Origin of the sequence: Chryseobacterium bernardetii, from assembly GCF_003815975.1 — a bacterium.
In the GTDB taxonomy this organism is placed as follows: domain Bacteria; phylum Bacteroidota; class Bacteroidia; order Flavobacteriales; family Weeksellaceae; genus Chryseobacterium; species Chryseobacterium bernardetii.
In genome coordinates this window covers 887,667-901,176 of record NZ_CP033932.1, presented here as the reverse complement: position 1 = coordinate 901,176, position 13,510 = coordinate 887,667, and the positions used below count along the sequence as shown (strand labels likewise).

The window sequence follows — 13,510 nt, the reverse complement described above, 5'->3', positions numbered from 1 at the left end:
TTGTTCTTATTCCATTAAAAGTTCCCTTCTCTTATATGGGAGAAAGAAAATTGATTTTTTATATATCAAAAAACGTTCCTGTAATCCATAAACAGGGCGATTTTGATTCTAAAACCAAGAGATTTTATAACTTTCAATTTAAGAAAAAATAGATTCTATTTTCTCGATTTTCTTGGAAAAAAATCGTATTTAACTTAAAATAGAACGATTCTAAACAAAAAAATGAAAGATTTTAAATCCCAAAGGACTAAAATCTTTCATTTATATGATTTTCAATGGCCTTATGGCCTATTTATCAATTCTGTTAGTGAACACTTGTGCTTGTTAGTTCCTTGATAGAAGGTACAAATGTGGTCAGGTCAATACCTTCAACCGCTGTTTTATATTCTTCAATGCTTGGAATTCTTCCCATAATAGCAGAAAGAACAACAACCGGAGTGGAAGCCAACAGAGATTCACCTTTTTTACGTTCAGAATCTTCTACTACTCTTCCCTGGAACAGACGTGTTGAAGTAGCTAAAACAGTATCTCCTTTTGCTGCTTTTTCCTGGTTACCCATACAAAGGTTACATCCGGGACGCTCAAGGTACATTACATTTTCGTATTGTGTACGAGCTTCACCTTTTGGAGCATTGTCATTGAACTCGAAACCTGAATATTTTTCCAGTAATTCCCAGTCTCCTTCAGCTTTTAGCTCGTCAATGATATTGTAAGTAGGAGCCGCTACAACCAATGGAGCGCTAAATTCTACTTTACCATTTTGTTTTTCAAGATTTCTCAACATTTGAGAAACAATCTTAAGGTCTCCTTTGTGAACCATACAAGATCCTACGAAACCAAGATCCACTTTTTTCTCACCACCATAGTAAGAAAGGTCTCTGATGGTATCGTGAGTATATCTTTTGGAAACATCTTCGTTGTTTACATCCGGGTCAGCAATCATAGGCTCTACAATTACATCAAGGTCTACAACAACTTCAGCGTAATATTTAGCATTAGCATCTGGAGTCAGCGCTGGCTTTTCACCTGATCTGATTTCCTCAATTCTCTTATTCGCCTTGTCAATTAATCCCTGAAGAACTTTGTTGTGGTTGTCCATTCCTTTATCAATCATGATCTGGATTCTGCCTTTAGCAATTTCCAGTGATTCAATTAGGGTGCTGTCTTCGGAAATGTTGATCGATGCTTTAGCCTTCATTTCAGCAGTCCAGTCTGTAAAGGTGAATGCCTGGTCAGCAGGAAGTGTTCCGATGTGAACCTCAATAATTCTTCCCTGGAATACGTTTTCTCCTCCGAATTGCTTCAACATCTGAGCCTGAGTAGCATGAACCACATCACGGAAATCCATGTGAGGCTTCATCTCGCCCTTGAAAGTTACTTTTACAGATTCCGGGATTGGCATTGAAGCTTCACCGGTAGCTAATGCAAGAGCAACCGTTCCGGAGTCAGCTCCGAAAGCAACACCTTTAGACATTCTCGTGTGAGAGTCACCGCCAATGATGATCGCCCATTCGTCTACAGTGATATCGTTAAGAACTTTGTGAATAACGTCAGTCATTGAATGGTATTCACCTTTCGGGTCACGTGCTGTGATCAAGCCGAAATCGTTCATGAATTTCATTAGCTTAGGAATGTTTGCCTGAGCTTTTTTATCCCAAACTGAAGCGGTGTGACATCCTGACTGATATGCGCCGTCAACCGTTGGAGAAATTACAGTGGCTGCCATAGATTCAAGCTCCTGGGCAGTCATTAGGCCTGTTGTGTCCTGTGAGCCAACAATGTTAACTTTTACACGTACATCAGAACCTGCGTGTAATACTTTTCCTGGTGTTGTTCCCACAGCGTTTCTGTTGAAGATTTTTTCCACAGCTGTAAGACCTTGTCCTTCGTGAGAAATTTCTTTTGATGGAGCAAAAACAACAGGAGCCTCAACACCTAGCGTCTGAGCTGCAAATGTCTGTAGTTTCTTACCAAATACGATTGCGTAAGATCCTCCAGCCTTGATGAATTCCATCTTTTGAGGAGTGAAAGACTTCGAAAGGTCGATAAGTTCCTGATCTCCGTTATATAATTTCTTTTCTTTTGTATTGATGGTTAAAACAGTTCCTGTAGCTACTGAATAAGCTTGCTCAAGGATTGGTTCTCCGTTTTCATTAAGAACAGGGTTTCCGTTTTCATCTGTTTTCTTCACCCAGTTTTTAAGGTCGATACCAATACCTCCAGTAACGTCAACCGTAGTAAGGAAGATGGGAGAAATACCGTTTGTTCCTCCTACAATCGGAGCAATATTCACGAATGGTACATAAGGGCTGGCTTGTTTTCCTGTCCATAAGGCCACGTTGTTTACCCCTGACATTCTGGATGAACCTACACCCATTGTTCCTTTTTCAGCGATAAGCATAACGCTTGCATCAGGATGTTTAGCCTGTAAAGCTTTGATCTCTTCCTGAGCTTCAGGAGTAATCATACATTTACCATGAAGTTCACGGTCTGATCTTGAGTGTGCCTGGTTACCCGGAGAAAGTAAATCTGTAGAAATGTCCCCTTCGCCAGCGATATAAGTAACTACTTTGATCTCTTCAGCTACTTCAGGAAGTTTAGTAAAGAACTCAGCTTTTGCATAGCTTTCTAAAATCTCTTTAGCAACTGCATTTCCGCTGTTATATGCTTCTTTTAAGCGGTTGGTATCCGCTTCATAAAGGAAAACCTGAGTTTTAAGAACGTCTGCTGCCTGTTGAGCAATCGCAGGATCATTACCTAATGCCAGGTCTAATAATACTTCGATGGATTTACCTCCTTTCATGTGAGATAGTAATTCGAAAGCAAAAGCCTGAGAGATTTCTTCTACTACGGATTCACCCAGAATGATCTCTTTTAAAAATTTAGCTTTTACACCAGCTGCGCTTGTAGTTCCTGGAAGGGTGTTGTAGATGAAAAATTTAAGAGAGTCAGCTCGATCTGCATTACCAGAGTCTTTGATTTGTGCGATGATTTCGCTTAGTAGTTCTGCACTGTCAATTGGCTTTGGATGAAGCCCCTGGCTTTTTCTTTCTTCAATCTCTTTAATGTAATCCTTATAAATATTCATAATAGAAGTCTTTCAATATTAAAGGTAGAATATTTCGCTGCTCTTTACTGGTCTGTATGAAATACAGATAAATGACATTTTGAGATCTCGCATATGATGCAACATTAACCGAATAAGGTCAGCATAATCTACACTCTTTTTTAAAAGTTTTTTAAATTATTAAACAATTCAAAATGTTGCCCAAAATTACGAAATTTTACGATTTTATGAGAATGAATTTATTTAGATTCTTTATAAATATGATTTTGATAATTTCTATTTTTGGCCGTAATTTTGCAGACAAATGGTGAATATGAAAAATATCCTGAATGTTTTGTGCGTTTTTATTTCGATTTTTGTTTTCTCTCAGACGAAATCTGTGAAGAAACCTGCAATAAAAAATGTTACGAAAACTACCATGAAAAAAGAGAAAAATGTGGTAGCTAAACAGAATTCTGATCTTGTAGTGATTAATAAAGATCTTCCTCTTCTTATTCCTAAAAAGAAAGGAGATAATTTCGGGTATGTGAACCAAAACGGGAAATACATCATTCAGCCGGAGTATCATATTGCCGTATTCTTTTATGAAGATTGTAATCTTCTTAATTCGCCCAATGAAAAAGTGAGGAAATATGGAACAAAAGATTATGCAACAGTAGAAAAGGATATGATTTCTTACAGAATAGATTATTCCGGGAAAAGAGTATATCAGTTTAAAGATTCTGATCTTGGAAAATGCAGGTTTGAAGAATATAAACAGCAGCTTTTCCAGGCTTATGTTTTAAATGGTTTCTACGGAATCATTGAAAAATCAAAATTCGTCAACGCTGCAGATTATCGCCAATACCAGATCTATCCGCAGTATCAGTATCTCTACATTATGGAAGGAGATAACGTTGCAGATCCGATGATTGTTGCTTCCAATAATGATAAATTCGGAGTTATTGATGTTAATAATAAAGTGATTATTCCTTTTGAATATTCCAATATTAAAAGAAACTTCAGCTGGAAGCTGGGGAAAATGTTTGAGGTGACGAAAGATGGCAAAAACTATTATTATATTGATGCAAATAACAAGACATACTAAATTATAAGTGATGATTACTGATAAATGATGATGCTTATGTTATGAGGGCTTTATTACAAACGGAGCCTCGCATCACGAATTCATCATCTCATATATTTTTTGTAATTTCGCGGCTGAAATAAAGGGGTGCTTTAAAAGGCTGAGATTATACCCAATGAACCTGGAACAGGTAATGCTGTTTAGGGACGCCAACTCTTCTAAGGGTTGAATCTGTATAATATCTTATTGATCCCCTTTTATTCATTAAATGTTAAAGATTTATAGAATGAAAGGATTATTTTTTTTAGGGCTTAGTGTAGGCTCTGTAGCCTTTATTCAGGCTCAAAACACGGATTCTCTGAAGATCAGGGAAATAGAGGCGGTTAACTTTACGAAAAGACTTCCTGTTGCTAAGGAAATTATCAATGTTCAGAAAGATTTAGACGGTAAAAATTTAGGGCAGGATCTTCCTATCCTTTTAAAAAATCAAACTTCAGTCATTTCCACTTCAGATGCCGGAAATGGTGTAGGATATACAGGTTTTAGAATCCGTGGAGTTTCCGGAACGGCTATCAATGTGATGATGAATGGTGTTCCTTATAATGATTCTGAAAGCCAGGGAACCTTTTTTGTGAACGTCCCGGATTTAACAAGTTCAGCCTCCCAGATCGTAATTCAACGGGGAGTAGGTACTTCTAATAATGGAGTGTCTGCCTTTGGGGCAAGTATCAACGTGATTTCAAAAGAGCCTGAGGAGAAATTTTATTTTAAGACTGATGATAGCTATGGTTCTTTCAATACCTATAAATATTCGGCTGAGATAGGCTCCGGAAAGTTCTGGAAAAACCGTCTGTCTGTAATGGGAAGATACACGAATATTCATTCTGATGGCTATATAGACAGAGCTTCTTCTGATCTTAATTCTTATAATTTTACAGCTTTGTTCGAAGAAGGAAAAACCAAATTGCGTTTAATGGCTTTTGGGGGAAAAGAAAAAACCTATCAGGCATGGAACGGGATTAGCAGAGAAATGTGGGAAACAAATCCAAGATTCAATATTTCCGGTGCTATTAAGGATGCCAACGGAAATATTGCAGGTTTCTACGATAACGAAACGGATAATTACAGACAGAATCATTATCAGTTGCTTTGGGAACAGAAATTCAATGACCGCTGGAATCTTGAAACGACTTTTCACTATACCAAAGGAAAAGGATATTATGAAAACTATAAGCAGGCAAGTTCTTTCTCAAAATATCACCTTCCTAACATTATTGACGGCGGACAAACCATTACAAAATCAGATTTCATCAGAAAGAAATGGCTGAATAATGATTTCTATGGAGTAGTTTCTACATTGTATGGTAAGTTTGAAAATCTTGATATAAATTTTGGAGCAGTAGCCAATCAGTACTACGGAAGACATTACGGAAATGTAACCGGAGTGTTTTATCCGCAGATCCAGGAAAGTGAATACTATAGAAACCGCTCGGTAAAGAATGAAGTTTCCGGTTTTGCTAAGGCTTTATATAGAATAGATAATCTTGAATTTTTCGGCGATTTACAGCTTAGAAGTATCAATTACAATACGAAGATTATTATGGATGGGGATGATGATGGAGCTGATCTGGATAAAAACTGGCTGTTCTTCAATCCAAAAGCAGGAGTAAATTATAAAATTACGGATGGAAAAATATTCCTGTCTTATGCTCATGCTCACAGAGAACCTAGCAGAGCAGATATCATGGCCAACAACGATGTAAAGCCTGAAAAACTTCATGATTTTGAAGCTGGTTTTGAAAAACAGTTTGGCTTTTTATCTTTAACTGCGAATATTTATTACATGTATTATGTGAATCAGTTAGTCCTGAATGGGCAGCTAAACAGTGTAGGAGCATTTATAAGAACCAATTCAGGAAAGAGCTACAGACGTGGAGTTGAAGTTGGCGCTTTGGCTAAAATTTCAAAACAATGGGAAGTTTCCGGAAACGTAACTTTAAGCCAGAACAGGAATCAGGATTTTAATATAGAGGTTGGAAATGTTCCGGTAAGCCTTGGAAATACACAGATTTCATTTTCTCCGAATACAGTTGCCAATTTAGGAGTAAAATTCAATCCAAATAAAAACTTCCAGTTTGCTTTAATGAATCAGTATGTTGGAAAGCAGTACCTGGATAATACGGAAGATAAAAATTTAGAACTTAAAGATTATTTACTCACAGACTTTAATGCACAGTATCAGTTTAAGATTGGTCATAATGATATCGCATTAAAGCTTTTGGTAAATAACCTGTTTAATAAAAAATACGTTAACAATGGCTCTGTTGCGGAAGATGGCAGCCCATTATACTTTGCACAGGCGGGAACGAACTTTATGTTTGGAATCAGTTGGAAAATTCAATAGATTGAAATAAAGTAGCAGCTGTAAATAAGCGAATTGCAAATTTATCCTGGAATAGATCCGGGATCATGAATAGCGAACCTGTTTTGCTATGGAATACTCAAAAGGCTGCTTCAGCAGTCTTTTTTTATATGCGTTAAATATCTTCAAAAAGTCATGAAAAAGTTATAAATTTGCCACCAAATGAATATTTCAGCATACATTTTAGAATATTTAAAACAATATGGAACTGTCACGGTTCCAGGCTTTGGGGTGTTTTCTCTGAAAAATTCTAAAGCGGTTATCAATTCCGAAAACGGAAGCATCCTGCCTCCTGCCAGCCAGATTGAATTTACAATTGACTATGAAGTGCAGGCTGAAGATCTTACTGTTTTTATCGCTAAAGAAAAGCAGATGTCTGTAGAAGCTTCCAGAAGTGACCTGAAAATACAGACTGATTTTTGGAAGAAAAAGCTCCAGGCAGAACAGGTTCTTGAAATTCAAAATCTGGGAACAATCTTTATAGAAGAAGGGCACACTCATTTCAAAGGGAAAAGAGTGGAAGCGGGACGTCCGGATTTTTTCGGATTGGAAGAGATCAGATTCTCAGATATTAATAATGGTGAGAAAGTGAGTACTTCAGAAAACCGTGAGAAGGATTATAAATTTAAAAAGACAATCCTTTGGTTCTTTCTGCTGATTATTCCGGTTCTCGGTATCCTGTATTTTGCATTTACCCAGCAGGAACTTCTCTTTGGAAAGAAATCCTTTACTAAAGTTTCTGTACAGACTTCTACCCACAGGATTGTAAAAGATACGGTGAAAGTAATGGTACATACGCCGGAAACACCAGTTTCAGATTCTCTGAAGAAAGATTCATTGACAAAACCTGCCGGAAAAACAACTAAAACAGTTCCGGCTGCTCCAAAAAACACTAAGAATAAATGGCAAAAATAAAAACAGCGTCAGAATCCCTGACCATTATGACCAATATCGTTCTTCCGAACGAGACCAACTCTCTGAGAAACCTTTTTGGGGGGGAACTTTTAGCAAAAATGGACAGATGTGCTTCCATCTCCGCAGCAAGACACTGCGAAAGAAGAGTAGTAACGGCATCTGTAAACCACGTTTCATTCAATCACCCGATTCCTGAAGGTGGAGTTGTAGTACTGGAATCTAAGGTTTCCAGAGCATTCTCTACTTCTATGGAGGTGTATGTGGATGTGTGGTCTGATGATCCCATCAACCAAAAAAAAATTCATACCAATTCAGGAATCTATACCTTCGTTGCAGTAGATGAGTTCAACCGCCCGATTCCAATTCCTGATATGATCCCGGAAACAGAAGAAGAGAAAGAAAGATATGCTGCTGCATTCCGCAGAAAAGAACTTTCATTGATCCTTTCCGGAAGAATGAAACCTCTGGAATCTGTAGAACTTAAGAAATTATTCCAGGAACCACAGGAGCAACAGGCTTCTAAGAAGGATAAAAAATAAAACTTTGAATGCTTTTAATACGGGAACTTCCAAATTAAAAGCATTTTATTTTTATACCAAGCATCTTTATCTGAAAATGATAATGGTGTTATTTGTGAAATCAATTAGTGTTACTTGCGTTTAAATATGAAAATTCTCCTTTTAGATAAAAATCACCCTCTTATTACCCAACAGCTTTTAGCTAAAAACTTTATTTTGGAAGAAGATTTTACTTCCACTTATGATGAAGTTTGCGCTAAAATCAAAAATTATGATGGGATTATCATCAGAAGCCGTATCCCTTTGGATAAAAACTTTCTTGAACAGGCTCAAAATCTGAAATTCATTGCAAGGGTAGGTGCCGGGATGGAAAATATTGATATCCCTGTGGCTGAAAAATTAGGGATTCAATTAATCAACTCACCGGAAGGAAACAGGGATTCAGTGGCAGAACATGTTGTTGGAATGCTATTGGTGTTGATGAACAGGCTTTTCATTGCTTCCCAGGAAGTAAAGAACGGAATCTGGAAACGTGAAGAAAACAGAGGGGATGAATTGCTGGGTAAAACTGTCGGGCTAATCGGATATGGAAATATGGGGAAAGCAACAGCCAAAAGACTTTCTGGTTTTGGATGTAAAGTGATCTTCCATGATATACTTCCCGGGCTTTCTGATGAATTTGCTACTCAGGTTACATTAGAAGAATTGAAGCAGTATGCAGAAGTGTTGAGTTTACATATTCCTCTGACTTCTGAAACCCATTATCTTATTGACGAAACATTCATTTCCGAAATGAAAAATAATTTCTATTTTGTGAATACAGCGAGGGGAAAAAATGTAAAAACTAAAAATTTAGTAGAAGCGTTGAAAATGGGGAAGGTAAAAGGAGCCTGTCTGGATGTATTGGAATACGAAAAATCTTCTTTTGAACACCTTGAAACAGAAAATGAAGACCTTAAATATCTGCTGGAATCCGAAAAGGCTATGGTAACACCACACATTGCCGGCTGGACACATCAAAGCAAAGAAAAATTAGCTCAGTTTATTGTAGATAAGATTGTAGCTTCATATTGTTAATTGATAATATAGATAAAACCAGAAAGCTGAGAAAGTAATGATATGGGAAAACTTTCTCAGCTTTTTATTTTTTCGTTTAATTTTCCTTTTTACTTTTTCCTTTTCTCTTGTTTATGTTAAATAATTCATAATGTACCCTTCATATTTACAATTTATTTTTGACTTTTATTAAATTGCCGCTCATTTTTGAATCTTATGAAGATGCGTAATTTAGTCCTTGCTGTAACGGTTGCTCTATCCCTTTTTTCCTGTAAAAATAAATCTGAATCCAAAGCGGTTTCAGCTGAAAATACCACCAATCTTCCGAATTACGGAAATGTGGATTTAAGTAATGTTTTTACAAAAGCGGATGGACAGCTTTCCAATAAAGAATCTTTAACTGGTTATATTGACCAGTACTATAAAAAAATATGGGAAGGCGGTGATCTTAGCGGTGGAATTTTAGTGGCTAAAGGCGATGAGATTTTATACGAAAACTACAGAGGCTTTGGTAGAGAAGGCAATCAGATGCCCATTGATAAAAATACACCATTACATGTAGCTTCCGTTTCAAAAACATTAACGGCAATGGCCATGATGAAGCTGGTGGAAGCCGGAAAAATAAAACTTACTGATCACCTTACCCAATTTTTTCCAGGGTTTCCTTATTCGAATGTGACAGTTCAGACTTTATTGGACCAAAGAAGCGGACTGCCGAAATACGAATATTTCATTACCAAAATACAGCCTGCACCGGCAGAACTTTCCAAACAGTTTATTACCAATCAGGATGTATTGAATATGATCATCAAATATAAACCGGACCTGGCAAGAGACACTGATACCGGATTTATGTATTGCAATACAAATTTTGCTCTATTAGCTTTATTGATTGAAAAAGTAACCAAAACGCCTTTTCCTCAGGCTATGAAAGAAATGGTTTTTACACCATTGAAAATGAATAATACTTATATCTTCCAGGAAAAAGATATTCCGACTGCCTCACAGTCTTTCTATTACGGTGGAAATAAATTATATCCTTTAGACCGTCTGGATCTGATTTATGGAGATAAAAATGTTTATACTACCCCAAGAGATCTTTATAATTTCTCAAAAGCAATGTTCTCAAAAGATTTCCTGAAGCCGGATCTTATGCAGATGGTATTTACTCCTTACAGCAATGAAAAGGCAGGAATGAACAATTACGGACTTGGCTTTAGAATGAAAATTTTTGACAATGGCGAAAAGCTGACCTATCATAATGGTTGGTGGCATGGAACCAACTCTGTTTTTGCCCACCTTTTAAAATCTAAAGTCACCATTGTTGCCATCGGAAATAAATATTCCGGAAAAGTTTATACAGCACTTGCATTATCCGGATTATTCGAGAATTTCCCTTTACAGCAGGAGAAACTTCAGACTGTTATGAATAACAGCAAAGATAGTTTGAATAGCGGACACGAAGTTTTTGGAGAATAATGTTTACTTTTGCTTAAACATTTTCATGAGAAGATTTCTTTTATTATTGGTTATCTGTTTTCTTGTACACTCCTGTGCAAGGGTAGGATCTCCTGTTGGAGGACCTAAAGATACGCTGGCTCCAAAGTTTTTAAGTTCAAATATTGATACCACAAGGATTAATGTAAAAAGAGACATCCACGAACTTCGTCTGGATTTTGATGAATATGTAACCTTAAAGGATATTAATAAAAATCTTATTATTTCTCCGCCAATTAAAAATATCAAGAGAATTCTTCCATCAAATATTGCGAATAAATTTGTACTTATTCAGTGGGCAGATACACTTCAGGCCAATACCACTTATAATTTCAATTTTGGGAATTCTATTGCGGATAATAATGAATCCAATATTCTCCGCTATTTCAATTTTGCCTTTTCTACAGGAGATAAACTGGATGATCTGTACATCAGTGGTGAGGTTAAAGATGCCATGCAGATCAGAAAGAAAACCGGAACCAATGAAAATAAACTTGTGGTTGGTTTGTATCAGGTAAAAGATACCATGAATTACAAGCAAAAACCCTATTATATTACCAAGGTTGATGACGACGGATATTATGAACTGAATTATCTTTCCCCGGGAAAATATAAAATTATTGCTTTCGAAGATGAAAACGGGAATTCAGTGTACGACCCGGGAAAAGAAAAGATAGGATTTAAAAAAGAGGCTATTGATTTTGAAAAATCCATTTCAGGCCTTAATTTAAGTGTATACCCATCTAAAAAGCCTTTAAAGTATTCTGATATGAAGGAGATTGCCGGGGGTGTTCTGATGACATTCGAAGGCCATCCGGATGAGGTAAAAGTGCAGTCACTGAATGATAAGCTTAAAGATATTAAAGTAACCCATACGCCAAAGTCAGACTCCGTAAGAATATGGTTTGATGCTGTAAAGAATAATATAGGGCAGGAAACTACCGAAAAACTGTTGTTTAGTCATAATATTGGGCCGAAAAAGGATACCGTTTATACAGTTTCTTTGTTCTATAAATATAACAAGAAAAATGCAATGGATGTTTTCAGTGATAATGGGGGAGGATCATTGCCTCCAAAATCTGATTTTAAAATTTCATCCAACTACTTTATAGATAAAATTGATCCTTCAAAATGGAAATTGGCTGTTAAAGGAGATTCTTTGAATGCCTTGCCGTTTAATGCTAAAATTTCAGAAACCAATCCTTATCAGATTCTGGTGAATGCAGACTTTATAAGCGGTAAAGATTATCAGCTTACAATTCCTAAAGAAACGGTTTCTTCTTTTTATGCAAAGAATGCACAATCTAAACGCTTTGATTTCACTGCTGATAAAGTAGAGCAATTTGGAAGCTTAGAATTTACCCTTTTAAATGCACCAACATCTAATTACTGGATCCAACTATTAGATTCCTCAGATAAAGTAATATATCAGAGATATACGAAAGGAGATAAGGTGAAATTTGATATCCTGAGGCCTGAAGAATATGTTGTTAGAATATTAGTGGATAATAATAACGACAAGTATTGGGATGAAGCAGATTTCTCCACTGAAACCTTTGCGGAGGATGCTTATGTTTTCTACAAAAAGGCTCTGGTTAGAGCATTGTGGGAAACAAGAGAAGAATGGGATCTTAAAGATACCAGAACACTTGATAATCCTAAAGGTACGTCGCCACCGGCACCGGTTACACCACCAGCTTCTGAAGAAAAAGAGAAAGCTGTACTTCAGGAAAATAAAAAAGAACTGAAATCTGAAAATGCAGTAATAACTCCTGTGAAATAGATATATGAAGACGGCAAAAAAAATACTCTTATGGACTCTTGTGGCATTTGCTCTTATCCAGCTTATTCCAATTGACAGGACAAACAAGCCGGTTGATTCCAAGGTGAACTTTGTTCAGATGAAGCAGGCTCCTGAAAAGGTAAGTACACTTCTTAAAAATGCTTGCTATGATTGCCATTCTGATGAAACGGTTTATCCAAGATATGCTTATGTGGCCCCTTTTTCATGGTCTGTAAAAAGCCATGTGAATGACGGACGCCAGCATCTTAACTTTTCTGTCTGGGGTACTTATAATAAGGAATTAAAAGAGAACATGCTTGATAGGTCTATTGAAGCCCTTAAGCATAAGACAATGCCGCTGCCTGGCTATATTGTTTATCATGACGAGGCTAAACTCACAGAGGCAGAAAGAGCATTGCTTATTCAGTATTTTGAGGAAATGCTGAAATCTAAAACATATTAATTAAAATATATTTCCCACAGATTTTACACATCATCACAGCTTATATAAAATATATCTGTGTAATTCGTGAAACCTGTGGGAAAATTGTTTGTTTTCCTGCTGTCATAAAAAACTCCCGCAAATTTTACAGAATAAGCAGTTGGATATCCCTGCTATATCTGTAAAATCTGCGAGAGCCTATATTTACAAAAATTATTTCTTCAGATAACCTTCAAAAAATTTCTTCTGAGAATCGAAAGCAATCTCATTAAGGTCAAGCTCCTGTAATGGAATCCAAACCGCTTCAGAGATTTCTGAAAGCTCAAGATTTACCTCAAATTTCTGCGAAACATTATATTCATAAAAGAGATCAATCGTATTATAATCAATTTCTTTGTACTGATAAATGTTGGGAAGGCTGGTAAGGTATTTCAGGCTGGAAATATCAATATCAAGCTGAAGTTCTTCAAAAAGCTCCCTCTTACAGGTTTCTTCTGCACTTTCTTTGGGATCAACAAAGCCTCCGGCAAGATCAAGTTTCCCTTTTTTAGGATCCCTGTTTCGCCTGGTAAGGTAGATTTCGTCTCCGCATCTGATAACAACCGCCACAGCGCCTGCTACATTATTGTACAGTGTAAAACCACATTCAGGACAACTCCATTTCTTTTCATTATCCCAATGTAAGGTCTCTTTGCCACAGCTTGGGCAATATTTCAATACTTTCATCCGTCTTAATTATTTTTC

Annotated in this window: 10 protein-coding genes; 8 read left to right on the top strand and 2 right to left on the bottom strand. The window is 36.6% G+C overall.

The window, feature by feature from the left end; translation table 11 throughout:
- Positions 1–304: 304 nt before the first annotated feature.
- Positions 305–3,088, bottom strand: coding sequence for a bifunctional aconitate hydratase 2/2-methylisocitrate dehydratase (locus tag EG339_RS04210; protein ID WP_123869003.1), 2,784 nt, complete (start codon positions 3,086–3,088; stop codon positions 305–307).
- A gap of 292 nt (positions 3,089–3,380) precedes the next feature.
- Here EG339_RS04210 and EG339_RS04205 point away from each other — a divergent pair, with 292 nt between their 5' ends.
- From EG339_RS04205 to EG339_RS04170, 8 genes are all read left to right on the top strand, one after another.
- Positions 3,381–4,154 carry a WG repeat-containing protein gene (locus tag EG339_RS04205; RefSeq protein WP_225716849.1) on the top strand — a complete coding sequence of 258 codons (774 nt, stop codon included), beginning with the start codon at positions 3,381–3,383 and terminating at the stop codon, positions 4,152–4,154.
- 265 nt (positions 4,155–4,419) lie between these two features.
- Positions 4,420–6,537, top strand: a complete 2,118-nt coding sequence (locus tag EG339_RS04200; protein ID WP_123869001.1) for a TonB-dependent receptor — start codon at positions 4,420–4,422, stop codon at positions 6,535–6,537.
- A gap of 180 nt (positions 6,538–6,717) precedes the next feature.
- The gene (locus EG339_RS04195; RefSeq protein WP_123869000.1) at positions 6,718–7,470 is read left to right on the top strand and encodes an HU domain-containing protein; all 753 of its coding nucleotides are present in this window, start codon (positions 6,718–6,720) and stop codon (positions 7,468–7,470) included.
- Positions 7,458–8,009 carry an acyl-CoA thioesterase gene (locus tag EG339_RS04190; protein ID WP_123868999.1) on the top strand — a complete coding sequence of 184 codons (552 nt, stop codon included), beginning with the start codon at positions 7,458–7,460 and terminating at the stop codon, positions 8,007–8,009. Before EG339_RS04195 ends, EG339_RS04190 begins: the two co-directional genes overlap by 13 nt.
- A gap of 126 nt (positions 8,010–8,135) precedes the next feature.
- Positions 8,136–9,065 carry a 2-hydroxyacid dehydrogenase gene (locus tag EG339_RS04185; protein ID WP_123868998.1) on the top strand — a complete coding sequence of 310 codons (930 nt, stop codon included), beginning with the start codon at positions 8,136–8,138 and terminating at the stop codon, positions 9,063–9,065.
- A gap of 195 nt (positions 9,066–9,260) precedes the next feature.
- The gene (locus EG339_RS04180; RefSeq protein ID WP_123868997.1) at positions 9,261–10,523 is read left to right on the top strand and encodes a serine hydrolase domain-containing protein; all 1,263 of its coding nucleotides are present in this window, start codon (positions 9,261–9,263) and stop codon (positions 10,521–10,523) included.
- 25 nt (positions 10,524–10,548) lie between these two features.
- Positions 10,549–12,324, top strand: coding sequence for an Ig-like domain-containing domain (locus EG339_RS04175; protein WP_123868996.1), 1,776 nt, complete (start codon positions 10,549–10,551; stop codon positions 12,322–12,324).
- Positions 12,325–12,328: 4 nt separating this feature from the next.
- A complete protein-coding gene (locus EG339_RS04170; RefSeq protein ID WP_123868995.1) occupies positions 12,329–12,787 on the top strand; it encodes a heme-binding domain-containing protein in 459 nt (152 codons plus the stop codon).
- Positions 12,788–12,979: 192 nt separating this feature from the next.
- On the opposite strand, the gene EG339_RS04165 is transcribed toward EG339_RS04170, so the two are convergent.
- Positions 12,980–13,492, bottom strand: a complete 513-nt coding sequence (locus tag EG339_RS04165; protein ID WP_123868994.1) for an NUDIX hydrolase — start codon at positions 13,490–13,492, stop codon at positions 12,980–12,982.
- Positions 13,493–13,510: the final 18 nt, after the last annotated feature.